General features: G+C 68.2%; 21 protein-coding genes and 1 pseudogene. 13 read left to right on the top strand and 9 right to left on the bottom strand.

Annotated features, from left to right (window positions below; all coding sequences use genetic code 11):
- Window positions 1–40 precede the first annotated feature (40 nt).
- The gene (locus H1Q64_RS02825) at window positions 41–625 is read left to right on the top strand and encodes an NUDIX hydrolase (protein ID WP_237904292.1); all 585 of its coding nucleotides are present in this window, start codon (window positions 41–43) and stop codon (window positions 623–625) included.
- Between the two features lie 7 nt (window positions 626–632).
- Here H1Q64_RS02825 and H1Q64_RS02820 read toward each other — a convergent pair whose 3' ends face one another.
- Complete coding sequence (locus H1Q64_RS02820) at window positions 633–1,808, bottom strand: ChaN family lipoprotein (RefSeq protein ID WP_237904291.1); 1,176 nt, start codon at window positions 1,806–1,808, stop codon at window positions 633–635.
- 142 nt (window positions 1,809–1,950) lie between these two features.
- Here H1Q64_RS02820 and H1Q64_RS02815 point away from each other — a divergent pair, with 142 nt between their 5' ends.
- Window positions 1,951–2,688: an SDR family NAD(P)-dependent oxidoreductase gene (locus H1Q64_RS02815; RefSeq protein WP_059399062.1), complete on the top strand. Its 738-nt coding sequence runs from the start codon at window positions 1,951–1,953 to the stop codon at window positions 2,686–2,688.
- A gap of 222 nt (window positions 2,689–2,910) precedes the next feature.
- Here H1Q64_RS02815 and H1Q64_RS02810 read toward each other — a convergent pair whose 3' ends face one another.
- The 3 genes from H1Q64_RS02810 to hemA all read right to left on the bottom strand — a co-directional run bounded on the left by H1Q64_RS02810 (window position 2,911) and on the right by hemA (window position 5,730).
- Window positions 2,911–3,687 carry a response regulator gene (locus H1Q64_RS02810; RefSeq protein WP_237904290.1) on the bottom strand — a complete coding sequence of 259 codons (777 nt, stop codon included), beginning with the start codon at window positions 3,685–3,687 and terminating at the stop codon, window positions 2,911–2,913.
- A 113-nt stretch (window positions 3,688–3,800) separates the two neighbouring features.
- Window positions 3,801–4,346, bottom strand: a complete 546-nt coding sequence (locus tag H1Q64_RS02805) for a hypothetical protein (protein ID WP_149164193.1) — start codon at window positions 4,344–4,346, stop codon at window positions 3,801–3,803.
- A 169-nt stretch (window positions 4,347–4,515) separates the two neighbouring features.
- Window positions 4,516–5,730, bottom strand: a complete 1,215-nt coding sequence (hemA, locus tag H1Q64_RS02800; RefSeq protein WP_237904289.1) for a 5-aminolevulinate synthase — start codon at window positions 5,728–5,730, stop codon at window positions 4,516–4,518.
- A gap of 84 nt (window positions 5,731–5,814) precedes the next feature.
- Here hemA and H1Q64_RS02795 point away from each other — a divergent pair, with 84 nt between their 5' ends.
- Both H1Q64_RS02795 and H1Q64_RS02790 read left to right on the top strand, forming a co-directional pair.
- Window positions 5,815–6,144, top strand: coding sequence for a hypothetical protein (locus tag H1Q64_RS02795; protein ID WP_237904288.1), 330 nt, complete (start codon window positions 5,815–5,817; stop codon window positions 6,142–6,144).
- 41 nt (window positions 6,145–6,185) lie between these two features.
- The gene (locus tag H1Q64_RS02790) at window positions 6,186–6,572 is read left to right on the top strand and encodes a hypothetical protein (RefSeq protein WP_237904287.1); all 387 of its coding nucleotides are present in this window, start codon (window positions 6,186–6,188) and stop codon (window positions 6,570–6,572) included.
- A 73-nt stretch (window positions 6,573–6,645) separates the two neighbouring features.
- Here the strand turns inward: H1Q64_RS02790 and H1Q64_RS02785 are convergent.
- A pseudogene (locus tag H1Q64_RS02785) lies at window positions 6,646–8,062 on the bottom strand (aspartate aminotransferase family protein).
- A gap of 208 nt (window positions 8,063–8,270) precedes the next feature.
- Between H1Q64_RS02785 and H1Q64_RS02780 the strand changes: the two are divergent.
- Window positions 8,271–8,906, top strand: coding sequence for a glutathione S-transferase family protein (locus H1Q64_RS02780; RefSeq protein ID WP_237904286.1), 636 nt, complete (start codon window positions 8,271–8,273; stop codon window positions 8,904–8,906).
- Window positions 8,907–8,956: 50 nt separating this feature from the next.
- Here the strand turns inward: H1Q64_RS02780 and H1Q64_RS02775 are convergent, their stop codons facing one another.
- On the bottom strand, window positions 8,957–10,705 hold the full coding sequence (locus H1Q64_RS02775; RefSeq protein WP_237904285.1) for a putative bifunctional diguanylate cyclase/phosphodiesterase: 1,749 nt from the start codon (window positions 10,703–10,705) through the stop codon (window positions 8,957–8,959).
- 458 nt (window positions 10,706–11,163) lie between these two features.
- Here H1Q64_RS02775 and H1Q64_RS02770 point away from each other — a divergent pair, with 458 nt between their 5' ends.
- From H1Q64_RS02770 to H1Q64_RS02755, 4 genes are all read left to right on the top strand, one after another.
- Window positions 11,164–12,003 (top strand): universal stress protein, encoded by an 840-nt coding sequence (locus tag H1Q64_RS02770; protein WP_237904284.1) that lies wholly within the window; start codon window positions 11,164–11,166, stop codon window positions 12,001–12,003.
- Window positions 12,004–12,126: 123 nt separating this feature from the next.
- Complete coding sequence (locus H1Q64_RS02765; protein WP_237904283.1) at window positions 12,127–12,531, top strand: hypothetical protein; 405 nt, start codon at window positions 12,127–12,129, stop codon at window positions 12,529–12,531.
- Between the two features lie 214 nt (window positions 12,532–12,745).
- Entirely contained in the window at window positions 12,746–13,261 is a 516-nt protein-coding gene (locus H1Q64_RS02760) for a hypothetical protein (protein ID WP_237904282.1), read from the top strand.
- Window positions 13,262–13,355: 94 nt separating this feature from the next.
- Complete coding sequence (locus H1Q64_RS02755; RefSeq protein ID WP_237904281.1) at window positions 13,356–13,751, top strand: hypothetical protein; 396 nt, start codon at window positions 13,356–13,358, stop codon at window positions 13,749–13,751.
- Window positions 13,752–14,224: 473 nt separating this feature from the next.
- Here the strand turns inward: H1Q64_RS02755 and H1Q64_RS02750 are convergent, their stop codons facing one another.
- Window positions 14,225–15,115, bottom strand: a complete 891-nt coding sequence (locus tag H1Q64_RS02750) for a LysR family transcriptional regulator (RefSeq protein WP_145625596.1) — start codon at window positions 15,113–15,115, stop codon at window positions 14,225–14,227.
- 423 nt (window positions 15,116–15,538) lie between these two features.
- Here H1Q64_RS02750 and H1Q64_RS02745 point away from each other — a divergent pair, with 423 nt between their 5' ends.
- A complete protein-coding gene (locus H1Q64_RS02745) occupies window positions 15,539–15,784 on the top strand; it encodes a hypothetical protein (protein WP_014239362.1) in 246 nt (81 codons plus the stop codon).
- A gap of 42 nt (window positions 15,785–15,826) precedes the next feature.
- Here H1Q64_RS02745 and H1Q64_RS02740 read toward each other — a convergent pair whose 3' ends face one another.
- Window positions 15,827–17,266, bottom strand: a complete 1,440-nt coding sequence (locus tag H1Q64_RS02740) for a DHA2 family efflux MFS transporter permease subunit (protein WP_237904280.1) — start codon at window positions 17,264–17,266, stop codon at window positions 15,827–15,829.
- A gap of 114 nt (window positions 17,267–17,380) precedes the next feature.
- On the bottom strand, window positions 17,381–18,160 hold the full coding sequence (locus H1Q64_RS02735) for an enoyl-CoA hydratase-related protein (protein WP_237904279.1): 780 nt from the start codon (window positions 18,158–18,160) through the stop codon (window positions 17,381–17,383).
- 166 nt (window positions 18,161–18,326) lie between these two features.
- On the opposite strand from H1Q64_RS02735, the gene H1Q64_RS02730 reads away from it, so the two are divergent.
- From H1Q64_RS02730 to H1Q64_RS02720, 3 genes are all read left to right on the top strand, one after another.
- Window positions 18,327–20,000, top strand: a complete 1,674-nt coding sequence (locus H1Q64_RS02730; protein ID WP_237904278.1) for a peptide ABC transporter substrate-binding protein — start codon at window positions 18,327–18,329, stop codon at window positions 19,998–20,000.
- A 130-nt stretch (window positions 20,001–20,130) separates the two neighbouring features.
- On the top strand, window positions 20,131–21,096 hold the full coding sequence (locus tag H1Q64_RS02725) for an ABC transporter permease (protein ID WP_237904277.1): 966 nt from the start codon (window positions 20,131–20,133) through the stop codon (window positions 21,094–21,096).
- Window positions 21,093–21,986 carry an ABC transporter permease gene (locus tag H1Q64_RS02720; RefSeq protein WP_237904276.1) on the top strand — a complete coding sequence of 298 codons (894 nt, stop codon included), beginning with the start codon at window positions 21,093–21,095 and terminating at the stop codon, window positions 21,984–21,986. Before H1Q64_RS02725 ends, H1Q64_RS02720 begins: the two co-directional genes overlap by 4 nt.
- Window positions 21,987–22,060 lie beyond the last annotated feature (74 nt).

Raw genomic sequence — 22,060 nt, 5'->3', positions numbered from 1 at the left:
CGGGCTTGCCCGCCGTCGCCGTCTGCGCCATATCCGACGGATGCCCGACGATCCGTCCTCCCCCTCCGGTTTCCCTCCCGGCCCCCTCAAGGGCCCCCGCGTCCGCACCATTCCGCCCGGCGAGGATCGCGAGCGGCTGACCTGTCCGGATTGCGGCTACATCGCCTACCAGAACCCGCTGATCGTCGTCGGGTCGGTGGCGACCTGGGAGGACCGCATCCTGCTGTGCCGCCGCGCCATCGAACCGCGCAAGGGCTATTGGACGCTGCCCGCCGGCTTCATGGAGGAGCGAGAAAGCACCATGGAGGGCGCCGCCCGCGAGGCGTGGGAGGAGGCGCGGGCCAGGATCGCCATCGACTCGCTGCTGGCCGTCTACGACATCCCACGCATCAGTCAGGTGCAGCTCATTTTCCGCGCCCGCCTGCTGTCGCCGGACGTGTCCGCCGGGCCGGAGAGCCAGGAGGTCGGGCTGTTCCGCTGGGAGGAGATCCCCTGGGACGATCTGGCCTTCCCGACCGTCCAGTGGGCCTTGCGCGAACACCGGTCGCGGCTGGGCCGCCAGGACTTCGCCCCGGCGATGAACCCCACGCCGGACGTTTTGGCGCAGTGGGAGCGGATGCTCTAGCTCCCGATCACTCCACGGTGGGCGAGGCGGGGAACTTCGCCACCAGCTCCGCCGTGCCCTGCTCGCGCTTGACGGTCAGCGGCAGCCAGGTGCCGGGGGCTTGGCGCTGCACCACCGCCGTCAGGTCGGAGGCTTCGCGGACCGGGGATCCCGCCGCGGCGACCACGAGGTCGCCCGCCGTCAGGCCGGCGGCGGCGGCGACGCTGCCCTCGGTGACGGAGCGCACGCGCACCCCCTCGGTTCCTGGCTCAAGCATCACGCCCAGCCGGGGGCGGGGCGTCTCGGCCGGCGCCTCGCTCTCGCCCAGCCCGTAGACCGCGTCGGCGATCCGCCCGTCCAGCTCGGCGCAGGGGCGATCCTCATCCCAGGGCAGCAGGACGACGCTGTTCCGGATGCCCAGGTCGGCCAGCTGGTGGGGCACGCCGTCGCGGCCTTCGATGTGCCCTTGGCCCAGGATGGCGACGACGGTGCGGTTGGTCTGGCGGTGGGTCTCGGCGATCCGCTCGGCCATGGCGCGGTCCCAGACGGATTGCGCCTCGACGAATCGCTCGAAGCTGCCGGAGCGGCGCTCGGTCGGACCGTGGGCGGCCATCACCTGGCGCAGCCGCTCGGTGTAGGAGGCGGGAGGAGGGGCCGGGTCGCCCACGCCTTCCCGTTCGTTGGCCGGAACGGCGGCCCAGCCATCGCGCGCAGTGCGGCTGACCAGCCCGCGGTCGACGTTCAGCGCGACCACCGGCAGTCGGTTCATCCGGGCGAAATGCAGGATCGGCAGGTAGAAGCGCGCGTCGTAGCCCCAGACCTTCGGCCAGTTGGTTTCGCGCAGCAGCTCCGCCTCGGTCAGCTGCCCGGCGCTCCAGCGGTCGAGGACCGGCTGGACGCTGCGCGGGAACATCTCCATGCCGACCGCCAGATCAGGGTTCAGCGCGTGCAGCGCCGCCAGGCTGTGAAGCTGCCAGCGGTGGTGGTCGGCGTTGTCGTGCCGCTCTCCCAGCAGCACGGCGGGCGAGGCCGCGGCGCGGCGCAGCAAATCGGCGGCGTTCAGCGGGCGGGCGGTGGCGTCGGACCAGCCGCCGGGCGGCACGCAGGCATTGGTCAGGGCGGCGGCCTTCGCCGCGGTGGCGTCACCCAGGCCGGCCAACAGGCTGCCGGAGAGCAGAAGGACAGCCATCAAACGGGGGAGCACGTCGGCGGTCCTCCTGGACTCTGTGAAACGGTTGGCCTCAGGCTGAAGGTTGGGCGGTGGGGTGCGCCCGTCAACGGTGCATGGTCTGACCGGCAACGGCCGCGCTGGCGCGGTGCGGCGAAGCGGGGTATCCTCGGACATCATGCCGCACCGTAAAACCGTCATTCTGACCGGCGCGAGCCGGGGCATCGGCCACGCCACCGTGCAGCGCTTCAGCGCCGAGGGCTGGCGGGTCATTTCCTGTTCCCGCGAGGAGGTGCCGGACCATTGCCGGCGCGATCCGAACTGGACCCACCACATCCCGACGGACCTGTCCGATCCGGACAGCCGCGCCCGCTTCCTGGAGGAGGCCAACCGGGCGCTGGACGGCGGGCCGCTGCACGCGTTGATCAACAACGCCGGCATTTCGCCCAAGACGCCGATCAAGGAGCGTCTCGGCTGCCTGAACGGGGCCATCGAAGGATGGCACCGGGTGTTCGAGCTGAACTTCTTCGCTCCGCTGGTGCTGGCCCGCGGCTTCGCGGCGCCACTGTCGCGGGCGAAGGGGGCGATCGTCAACGTGACCTCCATCGCCGGCCATTCGGTGCACCCCTTCGCGGGGTCGGCCTATTCGACCTCCAAGGCGGCGCTGTCCGGCCTGACCCGTGAGATGGCCGTGGAGTTCGCCGAGATCGGCGTGCGCGTCAACGCCGTGGCGCCGGGCGAGATCGAGACGGCCATGACCGGGCCGGAATACGACGTGCTGATCCCGCGCATCCCGCTGAAGCGCATGGGCACGCCGGAGGATGTGGCGGCGGTGGTCTTCTACCTGTGCGGTCCCGACTCGGGCTACGTCACCGGTACGGAAATGTTCATAACCGGCGGGCAGCATCTGTATTGATGCGGGTGGTTGCCCGTTACGAGTGACGGGCTGGGATCACAAGATTTACACGGATTTTACCGATCTTTTCACGGATTACACGGATTTTTTAGATCGCTTGCTCAGCAAGGGCTCCTCGACAAGTCACTACTGGGCGAGCATCAAAGAAAAATCCGTGTAATCCGTGCTCTAAATCCGCGAAATCCGTGAAGTCATTTTTGCCCGCAACGGTGTTCAGCCACCTCAGCCGAGGTTGTGCTTCGCCACCACCGCCGCGAAGTCGTCGCCGAAATGCTCGCCGACGCGGATGACCGAGACGCCGTGCGGGATTTCCTTCAGGGCCGGGTTGTCCAGGCTCATCGAGGTCAGCAGCGCCATCGGCACATTGTGCGTGACGCTCATCGCACGCAGGCCGCGGATCAGGTCCAGGCCGGACAGGCCGTCCATCACCATCGACGCGATCAACATGTCCGGCGGGACGCGAACGGCGAGACTGATCGACTCGATGGGGTCGCTGACCGTCACCGTGCGGAAGCCGCAGGCCGCCAGTTCACTGCCCAACTTCTTGGCGACGACCTTGGACGGGGTGACCAGCATGATCTCGACGTTGCTGATCTGGATGTCGGTGATCTCGAACTGGTAACGCACCGGCAGGGCGCGGATGATCCGGTTCGTTTCGGCAACCTGCGGCTGCTCGGCGCGGTCCACCAGCTCGGCGATCCGGTCCACGAAGGTCTGCGCGTCGTTCAACTCGCGCTGTTCCAGCCGTTTCAGGCCGGACAGGTAATCCTCCAGGCGGTGCGCGACGAGGCTGACGGTGGGGTAGCCGAAGCTGGTGCCCATGCCCTTGAAGTTGTGGGCCTCCAGCCGGAGCACGCCGATGACCGCGCTTTCCTCCCGCGTGCCCTTGGACAAGCCTTCCAGGGCGGCGTTCATCACCTCCAGCCGGTCGCGGGCGTCGTCCATGAATTCGACGCGCAGGCGGTCTTCAAGATCGTCGGGCGACAGGTTGGAAGCCATGGGAGAGGGTCCTGACTATGCTTTCGGGTTAGGCAGTATGGCCCCGAAAGTTACACCAGAACCCTAACGCGGAACAAATGTTGGCATGAAAGGCGGCTAAAACGCCGCGCCGGTCACAACCGGGACAGGAGATTGTTGAACCAGTTCAGCCGCTCTTCGGCCTGGGCGATGTCGTGCTCCAGCCATTCGGCGAAATGGCCGTCGGTTCCCGCACTCGCCCGCTTCAGGTCGCCCAGCCGGGCCAGCTCCGTCTCGCACAGGGAGGCGAGGTGGTCGATCTGGTCGCGCTGCGACTCGACGTCCAGCAGGTGCAGGAAGCGCAGCTTCAGCGCGATGACCAGCTTGTTCAGCCCGTCCGCCGAAGGCGCGCGCACGTTGGCGCGCATCAGCGTGTCGAATTCCGCCCGTCCGGCCTCGGTCGCGCCGAGCAGGGCGTTGTCCTCCATGCCGGTGCCGTCCAGCGCCTCGATCAACCCCTCGTAGCGCAGCATCTCCAGCGACGTGCCCATGAGGTCGAGCGACGGGCCGACGATGCGGTCGAGGAAATGGCGGAGCGCGCCGGCCAGTTCGGCGTAACGCTGCGGCCCGTTCTGGATCAGCGTGCCCAGGACGGCGAGGCGCACGGCCTCCTTCGGCATCAGCGAGTTGTCACGGTACATGGCGAACCCCTGGGCGGTGGCTGTCGACGTTTACGGACCGAACGTTGCGAAACGTTCTCAGATACGTCTAAAGGTAAGGCGCTCCGGCCCACAAGTCCAGAGCGCCGATGCCATCATCGCCGGGAGATCACCGAATCCCCTCCTCCCTGGAGGAGGGGTGCCGTGGGGCTTACGCCGCCAGACGCAGGTCCAGGCGGCTCCACACGTCGAGCAGGGCGTCGACGAGACGCGCCATCTCGGCGTCGCTGTGCAGCGGGGTCGGGGTGAAGCGCAGGCGCTCGCCGCCGCGCGGCACGGTCGGGTAGTTGATCGGCTGGACGTAGATGTCGTGCCGTTCCATCAGCTCGTCCGAGGCGCGCTTGCAGCGGTGGGCGTCGCCGACCATCACCGGAACGATGTGGCTGGCCGACGGCATCACCGGCAGGCCGGCCTCGGCCATCAGCCGCTTCAGGGTCGCCGCGCGCTCCTGGTGCCGGTCGCGCTCCGTCTGGCTGGTCTTCAGGTAGCGGATGCTGGCCAGCGCCCCGGCGGCGAGAACCGGCGACAGGGAGGTTGAGAAGATGAAGCCGGCGGCGAAGCTGCGGATGCAGTCGACCAGCGCGGTGGAGCCGGTGATGTAGCCGCCCTGGACGCCGAACGCCTTGCCCAGCGTGCCCTCGATGATGGTCAGCCGGTCCATGGCGCCGTCGCGCTCCGCCACGCCGCCGCCGCGCGGGCCGTACATGCCGACCGCGTGCACCTCGTCCAGATAGGTCATGGCGCCGTGCTTGTCGGCGACGTCGCACAGGTCATGGATCGGGGCGACGTCGCCGTCCATGGAGTAGACGCTCTCGAAGGCCACGACCTTCGGGCGGTCCGGGGCGATCTGCGACAGCAGCTCGTCCAGGTGCTTGGGGTCGTTGTGGCGGAAGATGTGCTTCTCGGCGCCGCTGTTGCGGATGCCGGTGATCATCGAATTGTGGTTCAGCGCGTCCGACAGGATCACGCAGTTGGGCAGCAGCTTGCCCAGCGTCCCCAGCGTCGCGTCGTTGGACACGTAGCCGGAGGTGAAGAGCAGCGCCGCCTCCTTCCGGTGGAGGTCGGCCAGTTCGCGTTCCAGCAGCACGTGGTAGATGTTGGTGCCGGAGATGTTGCGCGTGCCGCCGGCGCCCGCACCCACGCCGTCGATGGCGTCGTGCATCGCCTTCAGGACGACCGGGTTCTGGCCCATGCCCAGATAGTCGTTGGAGCACCAGACGGTGACCTCCCGCTCCTTCCCGGCGGCGTCGCGGAAGGTGGCTTTCGGAAAGTTCCCCGCTTGCCGTTCGAGGTTGGCGAAGACCCGGTAGCGGCCATCCTGTTTCAGGCTGGCGATCTGGGTGCGGAAAAAGCTCTCGTAATCCATCGCGCGTTCCGTTCGCATTCATCCGAAGGGGCGGGTGCCGTCCGGGCGGTCCAGCCACCGGGCCTAGCACGTTAGGAAGATGGCATGATCGTTGCCGTGTTGCCACCCGGCATTGACCGAGGTCAAAAGGTCTGCCCGGCAAGGAGGCAATTCTCGCCGATCCGCCGCCGCGGGGCCATTCGACCTATGGATGATCGTCCGCGCGGGGCGATTCATGTTCGTCACCCGCCGCGCTGTTGCCGAGGCTGTGAAACACCCTTTCGCCCCTGCATTTCGTTGATGATTGCAAGTGATCGTGAATATTATCAACATATAACGGACAGCAAAGATCAAAGTATCTCCTGTCCGATTGTGCCGAATACCATTGTCGTGTTCTTTTACGAACAAGGTCGTATGGACGAAGACAGGGAGTAAGTGAGAGGGTTCGTCAAGCCGTTGATGGGGAGTGTCGTGCGATGAGTGCCGTTCTGACGTTCGACAGCGCGCATGGCCGGCGAATGTCCGGCCCGGAATTGAGCCATGGTGCCACCGGTCCCGGCGGCAGCAAGGTCATCCCCTTCCGCCCGGCCCCCGCCGCAATGGTCTCCCCGGCGGCCTCCCCGGCGCCGTCCCCAGCCCGCGCCGAGGCGGTGGCCCAGCCGGCGGAGCCCGCGCCGCGGCCGGAGCGTCTGGCGCGGCTGATCTACATGGCGAGCGTGGGCGGCTACATAGCCGTGCGCGAGGACACGCTGGTGCAGTTGGACGGGCGCATGGTCTGGCCGACCGCCGACGCGCTGATCCGCGACGCGGCGGCGGCGGGCGTGCCGGTCTCGTCGCACGTCATCAACACCGCCCGGTCCTGACGCCTCTCATCGAATGAAAAGGGCCGCCCGCGCCGGATGGCGGGGCGGCCCTTTCTCGTCGCGGAACCGGCCGTTACCCGCGCAGGACAGGGATCGCGGCGTCCAGCGCGGTGGTCAGGCGGTCGAACATCAGGTTGATGTCCTCCTCGCCGATGACCAGCGGCGGGCAGACCGCCACGCTGTCGCCCATGGCGCGGATGATCAGGCCGTTCTCCTGGCTCAGCCCGTTCACGACGGCGCCGGCCCGGCCCACCGGATCGAACGGGGTCTTGGTCTCCTTGTCGGCGACCAGTTCGAGGGCGCCGATCAGCCCGACGCCGCGCGCCTCGCCGACCAGCGGATGGTCGGCCAGGGCCTTCAGCCGGCGCTGGAACAGCGGGGCGACGGCGCGGACATGGCCGATCAGGTCCCGCTCCTCGTAGATTTTCAGCGTCTCGATCGCGACCGCCGCCGCCACCGGATGGGCGGAGTAGGTGTAGCCGTGGCCGAAGGTGCCGATCGTCTTGCTCTCCTCGACGCAGGCCCGGTAGACCGCGTCCGACACCATCACGGCGGAGATCGGCAGATAGCCGGAGGACAGCTGCTTGGCGCAGGTTATGATGTCCGGCTGCATGCCCATGGTCTGGCTGCCCCAGAAATTGCCGGTACGCCCGAAGCCGCAGATCACCTCATCGGCGACCAGGAGGATGTCGTACTTCTTCAGGATCGGCTGGATCTTCGCGAAGTAGGTCGCGGGCGGAACGATGACGCCGCCGGCCCCCATCACCGGCTCGGCGAACATGGCGGCGATGGTCTCCGGCCCCTCGGCCAGGATCAGCGCCTCCAGGCTTTCCGCCAGACGGGTCGCGAAGGCCTCCTCGCTCTCGCCCGGCTCGGCGAAGCGGTAGTGGTGCGGGCAGTCGGTGTGATGGATGCGCGCGATGGGCAGGTCGAAATCGCGGTGGTTGTTCACCAGGCCGGTCAGGCTGGCCGTCGCCACGGTGACGCCGTGATAGGCCTTCACGCGCGACAGGATCTTCTTCTTCTCCGGGCGGCCCAGAGCGTTGTTGTAGTACCAGACCAGCTTGACGGCGGTGTCGTTCGCCTCCGACCCGGAGTTGGCGAAAGAACACCTTGGACATCGGCACCGGGGCCAGCTTGATCAGCCGCTCGGCCAGATCGATGCCCGGCTCGTGGCTTTTGTGGCCGAAGACATGGTAGGTCGGCAGCTTGCGCATCTGGCGGGTGGCGGCCTCGACAAGGCGCTCCTCGCCCCAGCCCAGCGACACGCACCACAGGCTGGCCAGACCCTCGATGTATTCCTTGCCGCTGTCATCGAAGACGCGCACGCCCTCGCCCCGCTCGATGATCAGCGGGCCCTGGGTCTCGTGCGCGTGCAGGTTGGTGTAGGGGTGGAGGAAATACGCCTTGTCGCGGCTGGCGGCGGAGTTTCCAGCGCCATGATTGTCGGGCCCAGAACTTTCAGTCGCCGCGACGCCCTGTTCGGTCATGATCTCTATCCCTGTGTTCGCTGCCGGAGTCGGTCGTTGCCGATGCTGGTTCGCCGCTGTTGAAAATGTTAAACGGCGCTCCCGATCATAGGCATGGTTGGTCCTCCTGACAAAGCCGGAGAATCGGGGGGTGGGGCGGGCATTCCCATCCTGCATGGCGCCCAGGCCCGTTGCACAAGCTCCGGGGTTTCGGAAGGTAAGGGGAACGATGATCACCTTGTATGGAATGCCGAGCAGCGCGTCGATGGCGCCGCACATCCTGCTGCGCGAGATTGGGCAGCCCTTTGATCTGGTCCTGCTGGACCGCGCCACCGCCGCGCACAAGGCGCCGGACTATCTGCGGCTGAACCCCAACGGACGGGTGCCGACTCTGGTCGACGGCGATCTCGTGCTGTTCGAGGCGGCGGCGATCTGCCTGCATCTGGCCGATTCGCACCCGGCCGCCGGGCTGGCCCCCGCGCCCGGCACGGCGGAGCGCGCGCATTTCTACCAGTGGCTGGTCTTCCTGACCAACACCGTCCAGGCCGACATGCTGGTCTATTTCTACCCGGAGCGTCACGCCGAAGGGGCGGAGGCGCAGGCCTCGGTCAAGGCCATGGCGGAAGCGCGGCTGCTGGAGCGCTTCACGCTGCTGGACCGTCAACTGGGTGATAGGGCGTGGTTCCTGGGTGACCGCTACAGCGCCGTCGATCCCTACCTGTTCATGCTGGCCCGCTGGACCCGCTTCATGGGCACGCCGGCGCGCAGACTGCCCAACCTCGGCCCCTACCTCGCCCGTGTGCTGGACCGTCCCGCCGTCAAGGCGACGTTCGAGGCCGAAGGGCTCGGTGACCCTTACTATTGAGTGGACAAGGGGGTGCCGCTCCGTTTCCAAAACTGAGCGGCATCAGCCGCTCAGCGCGGCACCTGCCAGGGCAGATGCTCCGCGCCGACCAGCCGGTCGGCGTCGGCGGCGGGCATCGGGCGGGCGAAATGGTAGCCCTGCCCATAGTCGCAGGCGAGCGCGCGCAGCAGGTTGGCGTCGGCGCTCGTCTCGATGCCCTCGGCGATGACGTCGAAGCCGAGGAGCCGCGCCAGATCCATGATGATGCGGACGATGGCGCGGTTTTCCTCCGACTGGTGCATGGCCATGACGAAGGAGCGGTCCACCTTCAGACTGTCGATGGGCAGCTTGTGCAGGTAGGACAGCGACGAATAGCCGGTGCCGAAGTCGTCGATGGACATCTTGATGCCCAGCCCGCGCAGGGTCTGCAGCAGGCGGATCGACTGCTCGGCCTTTTCCATGACCGCGCTTTCGGTGATCTCCAGCTTGATCCAGGACGGCTCGGCCCCGGTTTCGCGCAGAACGTCGCGCACCAGCGAGACCATGTCGGGGTCGTTCAACTGGCGGGTGGACAGGTTGATGCTCATGAACAGATTGGCGGAGCCGGGCAGGCGCTGATCCTGCCATGCGGCGATCTGCCGGCACGCCTCGCGCAGCACCCAGGCGCCCAGCGTGACGATCAGGCCGGTGCTCTCGGCGATCGGAATGAAGACGCCGGGGGGGATGTTGCCGCGCTCCGGATGGTTCCAGCGCACCAGCGCCTCGAATCCGGCCAGACCGCCGGTGACCATCTCGACGATCGGCTGGTAGGCGACCCACAGCTCCTCGCCGCGCTCCAGGGCGCGGCGCAGGTCGTGCTCCAGCCGCACCTGCTCGACGACGCGGGCGTGCATGGCCGGGTCGAACCAGGCGTGGCGCCCGCCGCCCTGCTCGCGGGCGCGGCCGGTGGCGATCTCCGCGTCGCGCAGCACGTCCTCGGGCCGGGTGTGGGTGTCGCAGGAAGCGGCGACGCCGATGCTGGCCGACAGGAAAACCGAGGCGCCCGACGCCGTCTTGGCGGAGCGGACCAGCGACGCGATGGTGGTCAGCCGCTCCTCCACCGCCAGCGGGTCCTGCGTGCCGCCGATCAGCAGCGCGAAGGCGTGGTCGCTGATGCGGGCGATCAGGTCCACCGAACCGGCCCGCACGCTCAGCCGCGTGGCGACGTCGGTCAGGATCTCGTTGGCGAAGCTCTGGCCCAGGCTGGTGCGCACGTCGACGAAGCGGTCGAAATCCACGATGACCAGCGTGAAGGGTTCCCCCATGCCGTGGAAATCGGCCATGTGCTTGACCAGCAGGAGCCGGTTCGCCAGCCCGGTCACCGGGTCGTAGTAGGCCAGCCGGAAGAGGTCGTCCTGGGTGCGCCGCCGCTCCGTCATGTTCTGCATGATGACGAAATAGCCGGCGATGGAGCCGTCCGGGCCGCGGTAGGGCGCGTGCACCCGCGTCACGTAGTCGTTGCCGCCGCCGGATCGGGGAAGCCAGCCCTCCACCTGCACCGTCTCGCCGTCCAGCGCGCGCTCAACCGCGGCGCTGTTGTTGCGCTGGGTCTCCGGCCCGAGGATGTCGCCCACCGTGGTCCCGATGAGGGAGTCCAGCTTGCGGCCCATATAGTCCAGATACGCCTGGTTGGCGTAGAGGTGCCGCCGCTGCGTGTCGAGCAGGCCGACCATCGCCGGTATGACGTCGAGAAGCTGCCGCAGGGTGTCGAGCGCCGGAGCCCCGGAAGCGGTGCCGGACAGGGCTGCGGCAAGGGAGGCGAGGTGAGGGTCCGGCTTCATGGGCGGGAATGGTCGAGACACCGTTGGGAAAACCACGATCAACACTTACGCGAAAGAATGCCTGCCCGTCAAAACCAAAGCCGCCGAAGACGGTGGAAAGCATCGCCCCACTATAGTTGCCCGACGACAGAACCGACCTTCATACTCGGGTATTCATGCAAATCACGGTTGATGTTTCGATTGGCGGCGATTGATTTTGCGGCATCGGTGGCGGGCGGGGCCGGAGGCGGCGTGCCGATCCGTGCCGGACCACGGCAGGTTGCCGGGGCTGCGAAAGGTCACGAATGGTCGAATCCTAGGCCGGCGATCGGACCGGCGGCGCGCGCAGATGCGTCATGCCAGCGTTCCCTATTCTGACCATCGTCAGAGAGGGCCATGCCGGGCTATAATTTCGACCAATGCGCGAGAAGAGGTGGTGCACAACGATCGCCCACCCGCGCGAGCGAGGGAGAATCGCCATGGCACTCAAGGATCTGCTGGTGGTCGTCGACGACACCGCCGCCGCTGCGGCGCGAATCGATGCCGCCGCCCAACTGGCCGCGCGCACCGACAGCCACATCACCGGCCTCTACCCCATCGTTCCGCTGACCCTGCCGGGCTATGTCGAGGCGGAACTGCCGGACGAGGTGCGCGCCATGCAGCGCGGCTACACCGAGAACCAGACCGCCAGGGCGGAGGCTCTCTTCACCGACGCGGTGCGCCGCAACGGCCTGACCGACCGCTCGGAATGGCGGGTCCTCTACGGCCACCCGACGGACAGCGCGGCGCTGCATGGGCGCTACGCCGACGTGGTGGTGATCGGGCAGGCCGATCCGCACCGCGACCGTGACCGCCCGATCGCTCTGCCGCAGGATCTGGTGTTCGAATGCGGGCGTCCGCTGCTGGTCGTGCCCTACGCCGGCTCTTTCCCTCACATCGGGGAGCGCGTGCTGGTGGCCTGGAACGGCAGCCGTGAAGCGGCCCGCGCGGTGGCCGACGCGATGCCCATCCTGACCGCCGCCAAGCGCGTGGTGGTGATGGCCGTTAACCCCAAGGCCGGTCCTGCCGGCATCGGCGACGAGCCGGGCGCCGACATCGCCAAGCATCTGTCGCGCCACGGCTGCCGTGTGGAGGCCACCCACATCGTGACCGATCAGATCGATCCGGGCGACACGCTGCTGAACACGGTCGCCGACGAATCCTGCGATCTGCTGGTCATGGGCGCCTATGGCCGCTCGCGGCTGCGCGAACAAGTGCTGGGCGGCATGACCCGCTACATGCTGGAGCATATGACGGTTCCGGTCCTGATGAGCCATTGAGGCCATCCGGTCGTCCGGGAATAGTCCGGCGGGACCGCCTGTTCATCCCAGTGAGGCGGCGCCGGGCTTCGGCCGACGGATTTCGGTCGAGGGGCGCCGCCGGACCTGCGAAGGAAGTCCGGCATGAGCGCGCTGATCCCCACGTTCCTCCACCGCATGCGTCTTCCGGGCGTGGCCGCGGTGTTCCGTCCGGCGGCCCGCATCGCGGTGCTGGGCATCGCCGGTGCGCTGGCGCTGGCCGTTCTTCCCACGGCGGCGGACGCGCATGGCCCGCGGGACCGCGGCTCCTGGTACGGCGGTTCTCCCTATGGCGGTCCTTCGGTGATCGTGCCGCCGCCGGGAAGCCGGGTGATCGTCGTGCCGGGCTACCGCCCGCCGCCGCCCATCGTGGTCGCCCCGCCCCCCTATTGGGGACCGCCGCCCCGTCACCACCACCACCGCGCCTGGCGCAACGATTGGGGGCCCCGTCCCTATCCGGGGCCGAGCGTGCAGTTCTATGGCGGATGGTCGTCGGGCCGGGGCTGGTGACGGGCCGGTCCGCTTCGAGGCTTCCTGTCTAAAAAGACCAGTCTGAAAGGAATGGGTGTCGCAGGAACGGCACCGCAATGACGTATTCTCGCATGGACAACGGCCCGCTGCCCGCCCATGCTCGCGGCGGTGGCGCCCAGTTCGGGGTGCCGCGCTGTGCGTGCATGAGGGTGCGATGTCCTTCCTTGATAAAGAAACGAAACACCGTCGATCGATGAAGCGTGGTCTGGCCGCGGCGATGCTGGGGCTGACGGTCCTGTCGCTCGGCGCCTGTGCCGGCCAGAGCCAGAACCGCTACAGCTACCGGGATGTCGGCCAAGCGACCTCGGTCGAGTTCGGCACCGTGATGGCGACCCGTCCGGTGGACATCCAGGGGCAGAACACGGGGGCCGGCGGGCTGGTCGGCGGCGCTGCCGGCGGGTTGGCGATGTCCAACGTCGGCAAGGGCTCCGGCAACGTGGCGGCGATCCTGGGCGGTGCGCTGGTGGGCGCCGTGGCCGGCGCCGTGGCCGAACAGGCGATTTCGGACCGCACCGGGATCGAGTATGTGGTGACGCTCGCCACCGGCCGCACGATCACCATCGTGCAGGAGCAGGCAACCAACGAGCCGATTTTCGGTCCCGGCCAGCGCGTGATGGTGCAGACGAACGGCACCTACCAGCGTGTCCTGTCCGCCGATCATCTGCCGACCGAGACGAACCGCCCCAAGGGCATCAAAGTGGTGGATTGAGGCGCTCTGGCCGTGGGTTGGCGCCCCGGCACAGGACGTCCTCCTGCCTGTTGATCCGAGGGGACGAAGGAGCGGCGTGCAGGAGGATGATCCGATGATGGGCGGAACAGGCGGAAGGGCAGAGTGCCTCCGGGCGCTCCAACGGGGTGGAGCCGTCGCGTCGGTGGTGCTTGTGGCGGCCTGCGCCGGGCTTAGCCCGCCGCCGCAGGCCGCCGCCGAACCCGGCGCGGTGAGTGCCCTGGATCGGCTCAGCCCGAACCGCTGCAACGAGGCCGTCGCCTCCTCCCTTGCCGGGGTGCGGATACCGGTGTCCGACGTCCGCTATCTTGCCTACGGCCTGTATCGCAACATACCGGGGGACATCGTTGGCTACGATGCTTGGGTGGGCTTGAACAGCCAACCCGGAGCCGTGGTGGTGCAACTCGATGAATATTGCGCGCCGCGCCAGATCTACGCCCGTGAAGGAGCCCGGCTTCCCGACGTCCGATAGCGCGCCGGCCGCTCCCGCCAAAATAGTCTTTGCCATCCCGACAAAAAAACTGCCGCTAACCCATTGGGCTAGCGGCGAGTTGAACAGGGAGGCTTCACGTCTGGGAGACGCTGGGTCCGAGGACCCAACCCCGGAAGCGGGCTTCCGGGACGAAACGCCGGATGCTGCGGCGCAACATCCAACGCCCAAGATTTGACCATTCTGCCCAAAGGATTCCATCCCCAAATATCCAATTCGGCCATGCGAGAACCGCATAGCTTGTAAGGGCTTGAATAAACGTGAGAAATTGGCGTGCGGATGCGTATGGTGCTGAAGGGCAGGTGGCCTCGCACGGGAAACGGCAACCGGATTGCAAAGATGCGAGACGGGTTTCGGTACAATCCGTACAAAAAGAAAAGCGCCCGGCATGGCTCACCGGGCGCCTTTGCATCAATAACAGGCAAACATGGTGTCTGCTCAAAGGCTGGGCTGGGTCAGAAGGCCGACTCCGCCACCTTCTTCACCAGGAAGTCGCGGAACACCGCGATGCGCTTGGAATGACGCAGCTCCTCGGCATAGACGAAGTAGGCGTCGACCTTCGGGCCGTCCACATCGGGCAGGACGCGTGTCAGCTCCTTGCTGCCGTCCACCAGGAAGTCGGGCAGGGCGGCGATGCCCAGGCCGCTCTCCACGGCGCGGTACATGGCGTAGATGCTGTTGACCTGCAGGATCGGCTTGCGCGCGCCCGGCGCCGGATCGCCAACCTCGTTGATCCAGTTGACGTTGGCGATGGGCGCGCGGACGTCTGGCGGATAGGCGACGATGTCGTGACCGTCCAAGTCGGCGGGGATCTTCGGGGCGCCGCGCTTCTTCAGATAGTCCTGATGAGCGTACAGATGGAAATGCACCGACATCAGGTGGCGCTGGATCAGGTCGGGCTGGCGCGGCGTGTTCATGCGGATGGCGATGTCCGCCTCGCGCATCGCCAGATCCAGCTCGTTGTCGTCGATCAGCAGGGTGAGCTGGATGTCCGGGTAGATCGACAGGAACTCGTTGACGCGCGGGGTCAGCCAGGTCGAGCCGAAGGCCACCGTGGTGGTCACGCGCAGCGGACCCTTCGGATGCTCCCGACTTTCGGTCAGCATCGCTTCGGTCATCGACAGCTTGGCGAAGACGTCGCGGGCGGTGCGGTGCAGAAGCTCGCCCTGCTCGGTCAGGATCAGGCCGCGCGCGTGCCGGTGAAACAGCGGCACGCCGAGGCTCTCCTCCAGCGCGCTGATCTGGCGGCTGACCGCCGACTGGCTGAGGTTCAGCGTCTCGCCGGCGTGCGTGAAACTTCCAGCCTCGGCCACGGCGTGGAAGACCCGAAGCTTGTCCCAGTCCATCATGCCTGTCTTGCTGCCCGCGCCCTGGCGGGGAGCCTCCCGTTCATTCTTGAAGACGGCGCATAGCCGCCATGCTCATTTATACCGGGAACGCGCGGCGAACGCACCCCCAACCAAAGGCCCACCGCACGAAAAAGAGCCAAGCTTGGTAAGAATTTTCCGTTGTGCTGCGAAGAGCGCACATTTGTTTATCCCGCATTGTGGGATTTTTGCCGTTCGCGCAACCGAAGGACGACTTCGCTGCGCTGGATTTGCTCGGACGATAATCGAGATCCAGCGGAGGACCGGGAGACTCGGACCGGCGACCCCTGGGAAGGCACCTCCCTCTTGTTGCTGCGGGGCTTCCACCCTTGCGCCGTTGCGCCGGGCGTCGGATGGGCCGCAAATCGGGTGTGACGCGGATTTGGGAAGGAGGGGTTCCGAATGCCCGATCAGCATCAGCCGGCGCTCACCCGCGATCAGGTGATCGACATCTGCGGGCGCCTGGACGACATGCGCATCGCCAGCATCATCGGCACGGGCGCGACGCCCGCCGAATTGATGGAGGCCACCAGTTGGACCGGCGCCGACGACTACATGGGGGAGGCGACGCGGCATCCCCCCTCGGGCCGGGTCGCCCGGCTCCTGGAGCTTCTCAAGGCGGACGAGCCGGACTGGGAAGACCGCTGACCCGGCCGCATTTGATCCGGCTGCGGCCGATCCGGTTGGGGTTCAGTCGGCCGCTTCGAGCGCGCGCGGCGGTTCCTTGGCCCGCGCGCGGGCGCGGTGGCCGCTGATCTCGGCGCCGGCGTCGGGCGGCAGCCGCAGGAAGAACAGGGCCGACACGCAGGCCATCCCCCCGACCGTCAGGAAGGCCGGCACGAAGTCGGTGGGCGTCAGCGCGGCACCGGGGCCGCCGGTGATGCTCTGCGTCAGGTGCAGCACCGTCGCCCCGACCGCGACGCCCAGGCTGAGCGAGACCTGCTGCATCACGCTGGCCAGCGTGTTGGCGCGGCTCAGGCACTCCTTGGGCACCTCGGCGTAGGCCAGGCTGTTCAACCCGGTGAACTGCAGCGAGCGGAAGAAGCCGCCCATCAGCAGCGCGCCCAGGATGACCCAGTGCGCCGTCTCGGGCCGGAAGGCGGCATAGCTCGCCAGGATCAGGCCGCTGAGCAGCGCGTTGGCGGTCAGCACCCGGCGGAAGCCGAGGCGGCGCAGGATGGGACCGGCCAGTGCCTTCATGGTCAGCGCCCCGGCGGCCCCGGCGAAGGTCAGCGCCCCGGACTCGAAGGGCGTGCGCCCGAAGCCGACCTGAAGCATCAGCGGCATCAGGAAGGGCACGGCGCCGATGCCGATGCGGAACAGCGTGCCGCCCATGACCGAGGCGAAGTAGGTCGGCAGCCGCAGCAGCGAGGGGTCGAGCACCGGCCGCTCCATCCCGCGGGCGTGGCGCAGGTAGAGCCACGCGGCGGCGAAGCCCAGCCCCAGCACCCCGGCCACCGCGGCGGGCGGCAGCACCCCGCGGCCGACATTCTCCAGCCCGAACATCAGCGCGGCCAGGGCCAGCGCGCTCAGCATGAAGCCGCGGCCGTCGAAGGGGTCGCGCTCGGTCTCGCGCACGTTGGGGATCAGGGCCAGCACCAGCGCCATCCCGATCAGCCCGATCGGCACGTTGATGTAGAAGATCCAGCGCCAGGAGGCGTAGGTGGCGATGAAGCCGCCGACCAGCGGCCCCAGCGCCGGGCCGATCAGCGCCGGCAGGGTCATCTGGGCCATGGCGGCGACCAGCTTTTCCTTGGGCACCGTCTTCAGCAGGATCAGCCGCCCGACCGGCACCATCATCGCCCCGCCCAGCCCCTGGACGATGCGCGCGCCCACCAGCTCGTACAGCCCGTCCGCTTGGCCGCACAGGATCGAGCCGACGGTGAACACCCCGATGGCCGCCGCGAAGATCGTCCGCGTGCCGTAGCGGTCGGCCATCCAGCCGCTGACCGGCAGGAACACCGCCAGCGCCAGCATGTAGGAGGTCATGGCGAGGCTGAGGCGCAGCGGGTCCTCGCCCATCGACCGTGCGATCTCCGGCAGCGCCGTGGCGATCACCGTCGCGTCCAGATTCTCCATGAACAGGGCGCAGGCGATGATGAAGGGAATGTAGCGGGTGGCGCGGGGCATGGCGGAAGGCATGGCGGGGATGGGGCGGTGGGACAGGGGAGGCAATTTTCCCAATCTGGACTTCCCCCGTCCGGAAACCACCGCTATGGCGCGAACCCTGGCATGCGCGGCCGCTCACCGCCCCTTGAAGACCGGCTTGCGTTTCTCCAGGAACGCCCGGTAGCCCTCGCGGAAATCCTCCGTGCCGAAGCAGTGGTAGCATTCGGCGATCTCCGCCTCCGACAGCGGGGTGGGGTCGGACAGGCGGCGGACGAACTGCTTGTGCAGACGGGCGGCCAGCGGGGCGCCCCCGGCGATGCGCCCGCAGGTCGCGGTGATCTCGTCCTCGAAGGCTTCGTCGGCGACGAGGCGGTGGACCAGCCGCTTGTCCTTGGCCTCGTCCGCGCCGAAGACGCGGCCCTCCAGCAGGATTTCCAGCGCCGCCGGGCCGCCCGCGATGTCGTGGAGCAGCTTCAACTCCGGCAGCGCCATGGAGATGCCGAGCCGGCTGACCGGCACGCCGAAGCGGCTCCCCGCCGTGCAGACCCGCAGATCGCAGGCCAGCGCCACGGCCAGCCCGATGCCGCAGCAGGCGCCCTGGATGGCCGCCAGCGTCGGGTGCGGCAGGTCGCGCAGCAGGGCCAGCCCCTCGTCCATCAGCACGCCGTAATCGGCGCCCTGTTCGGGGCTGTTGCGCTCCGTCTCGAATTCGGAGATGTCGGCGCCGGGGCTGAAGGCCCGCCCGCCGGCCCCGCGCAGCACCACCGCGCGCACCGTCTCGTCGGCGCCGAGCTGGCGCAGCAGCGGGATCAGCGCCTGCCACATCGGCTTGTCGAAGGCGTTCAGCTTGTCGGGGTTGCTGAGGGTCAGCGTGGCGACGACGCCGTCGCGGGTCAGGGTCACGGTGCCGGCCATGGCCTGTCGGGCTCCCCATCCATTCGGTTGCGTATGGGGCAGACCACAAACACCCGCGCCTCCGATCCGTCAAGGACTTCGCAAAGCCCGCTTCCACTCTGGACCGCAGGGCTGCGGGTCCCCATAGTTCGTAGCCGGGACTTCACCGGACGGAGATGACGCCGCGATGCGAACGGGATTGGCCGCTTTCACCCTGGCCGCCGCTCTGGCCGCCGCCCCCATGGGCTCGCCCGCCTTCGCAGCGAAGGACGAGCTGGTGATCGGCATGACCCAGTTCCCGTCCAACTGGCACCCCTCCATGGAAGCGATGATGGCGAAGAGCTACGTCCTGTCCATGGCGCGCCGGCCCTTCACTGCTTACGATCCCGACTGGCGGCTGACCTGCCTGCTCTGTACCGAGCTGCCGGCGCTGGACAAGGGCACCGCGGAGGTCGAGACGCGGGCCGACGGCAAGAAGGGCATCAAGGTCACCTATACCATCAACCCCAAGGCGACCTGGGGCGACGGCACGCCGGTGACGACCGAGGACGTGCTGTTCACCTGGACGGTGGGCAAGCACCCGCAGAGCGGCTACAGCAACTTCGACCTGTTCGCCCGCGACATCGTGGCGATTGACGCCAAGGACGAGCGCACCTTCACCATCCATCGCGACAAGGCGGTGTGCAGCTACGCCGAGATCAACGACTTCGAGATCCTGCCCGCCCATCTGGAGCGCGCGGTGTTCGAGGCCGACCCGGCGACTTACCGCAACCGCTCCAAGTATGAGACGGACACGACGAACCCCGGCCTGTGGTTCGGCCCCTACCGCATCGCCCAGGTCGAGCCGGGCAGCCATGTGGTGCTGGAACCCAACCCGACCTGGTGGGGCGCGAAGCCGGCTTTCAAGCGGGTGATCGTGAAGTCCATCGAGAACACCGCCGCGCTGGAGGCCAACCTGCTGGCCGGGCAGGTCGACATGGTGCCGGGGGAGACCGGCCTGCCGCTCGATCAGGTGCTCGCCTTCGAGAAGCGGCACGGCAGCCGCTACAACGTCTTCTACAAGCCCGGCCTGTTCTTCGAGCATGTCGAGTTGAATCTTGACAACCCGGCGCTGGCCGATGTGCGGGTGCGCCGGGCGCTGCTCCACGCCATCGACCGCGACGCGATCTCCAAGCAGCTCTACGACGGGCGCCAGCCGGTCGCCCACAACGAGATCAGCCCACTCGACCGCGTGCACGCGCCGGGCTACCCGACCTACGCCTTCGACCCGGCGCTGGCGGCCAAGCTGCTGGACGAGGCGGGCTGGAGCGAGCGGCGCGCCGGGGTGCGCCACAACGCCAAGGGGGAACGGCTGTCGCTGGAGATCATGACGACCGCCGGCAACCGCTCCCGCGAGGTGTTGCAGCAGGTGCTCCAGGCCCAGTGGCGGCAGGCCGGGGTGGAGGTGCGCATCGTCAACGAGCCGGCCCGCGTCCTGTTCGGCGACACGCTGGAGAAGCGCCGTTTCAAGTCGATGGCGCTGTTCGCCTGGATCAGCGCGCCGGAAAACATCCCGCGCACCATCCTGCATTCCAGCATGATCCCGACGGAGGCCAACAACTGGGCGGGCCAGAACTACACCGGCTACCGGAACCCGGAGATGGACAAGGTCCTGGAGGACTTGGAGCACGTCTGCGAGCCGGAGGCCAACCGCGCGCTGTGGGCGAAGCTGCAGACGCTCTACGCCCAGGACCTGCCGAACCTGCCGCTGTTCTTCCGCGCCGATCCGTTCATCCTGCCGCCCTGGCTGGAGGGCGTGGTGCCGACCGGGCATCTGGATTCCAGCACGCTGTGGATCGAGACGTGGAAGGCGAAGGAGTGAGGGGGGGCATCCCAGGGGTTGCCCCCACCCAACCCTCCCCCGCTATGCAGGGGAGGGCTTTTTCTCCTCCCCCTGCAAAGCGGGGGGAGGTTGGGAGGGGGGCTCCGCTCAGCAACGCCCCCAACACTCCATGACCCGCTTCCTCGCCTCCCGTCTGCTCCAGGCGCTGGTCGTCCTGCTGCTGATGAGCTTCGTCATCACCGTCCTGATGACGCTGATGCCGGGCGATCCGGTGGACATGATGCTGGCCGGCAACCCACGCGCCACGCCCGCCGACGCGGCGCGGCTGAAGGCGCTCTACGGCCTCGACAAGCCTCTGCTGGAGCGCTACGGACACTGGCTCCAGGCGGCGCTGGTGGGGGATTTCGGCTTCTCCCGGCTCTACGCGCAGCCGGTGCTGACGATCCTGCTGCCGCGGCTGGGCAACACGCTGCTGCTGCTCGGGGCGGCGATGGCGCTGACGCTCGCGGTGGCGCTGCCGCTCGGCGTCTACGCGGCGCGGCGGCCCTACGGCTGGGCGGACAACGCCATCAACCTGTTCTGCTTCGCCGGCATCTCCGTCCCGGCCTTCTGGCTGGCGCTGCTGCTGATCCTGCTCTTCGCGGTGGAACTGCAATGGCTGCCGGCCTCCGGGCTCGGCCCGGTGGGCGGCGAGGGCTGGTGGGAGCGGCTGCCCTACCTCGTGCTGCCGGTGGCCTCGCTGACCCTGGCGAGCATCGGCGGCTACACGCGCTACGTCCGCGCCGCGATGATGGGGGAGCTTCGCCAGGATTACGTCCGCACCGCCCGCGCCAAGGGGCTGGGGGAGGGGCGGGTGGTCTGGCGCCATGCGCTGCGCAACGCGACCATCCCCATCGTGACCATCGTGGCGCTGGAGTTCGGCGCCCTCTTCTCCGGCGCGCTGGTGACCGAGACGATGTTCGCCTGGCCGGGCATGGGCAAGCTGATCTACGACAGCATCATGGGCAACGACCTGAACGTGGCGCTGGTGGCGCTGCTGTTCGCGACGCTGACGACGCTGGCCGGCAACCTGCTGGCCGACGCCACCTACGCCGGGCTGGACCCGCGCATTTCCTTCAAGGGGGACGGGGCGTGAGGGCCGGGCGCTTCCTGCGGCGCTTCGCCCGCCACCGGCTGGCGGTGGTCAGCGCCCTGCTGCTGCTCGTCCTGGCCCTCGCCGCGGCGGCGGCGCCCTGGGTGGAAAGTTGGCTGGGGGTGGAGTCCACGGGGATCAGCCTGCTCGACCGCTTCGGCCCGCCCTCGGCCCTGCACCCGCTGGGCACGGACGAGCTGGGGCGCGACGTTCTGGTGCGGCTGCTCTACGGCGGGCGGGTGTCGCTGTTCGTGGGCGTGGCGGCGGCGCTGGCCTCCGCCGTCATCGGCACGGGGATCGGGCTGCTGGCCGGCTATTTCGGCGGGCGGCTCGACGACCTGCTGATGCGCGTCACCGACGGGCTGATCGCCTTGCCGCTGCTGCCGCTGCTGATCGTGCTGGGCGCCATCGACCTGACGCGGCTGGGCATCCCGCCGGAGGTGGCGGGATCGGAGGACGCCAGCCTGCTGCGCATCGTCGTTCTGGTGGCGCTGTTCGGCTGGACGACGGTGGCGCGGCTGGTGCGCGGCGCCACCCTGTCGGCGCGGCGGCGCGATTATGTGCGGGCGGCGGTGGCGATGGGGGCGGGCAGCCGCCGCATCATGCTGGCTCACATCTTGCCGAACGTCGCGGCCCCCGCCGTGGTGGCGACGACGCTGACGGTCGGCAACGTGATCCTGCTGGAGTCGGTGCTGAGCTTCCTCGGGCTGGGCATCCAGCCGCCGCTGCCCTCCTGGGGCAACATGCTGACCAATGCGCAGGAGCTGGTGGGAACGGCGCCGCTGCTGGCGGTGTGGCCGGGGCTGTTGATCTTTTTGACGGTGATCGCCGTCAACCTGCTGGGCGACGGGCTGCAGGACGCGCTGGACCCGCGGGTGGTGGGGAAAAGGTAGGGGAGCGAGGTCTTGCCCCCTCCCTAACCCTCCCCCGCTTCGCAGGGGAGGGGATAAACGCCCTCCCCTGCGAA

The organism is Azospirillum brasilense, from assembly GCF_022023855.1.
Taxonomy (GTDB): domain Bacteria; phylum Pseudomonadota; class Alphaproteobacteria; order Azospirillales; family Azospirillaceae; genus Azospirillum; species Azospirillum brasilense_F.
Note: the sequence above shows the minus strand (reverse complement) of the source record. Positions and strands in the feature narration are given on the sequence as shown.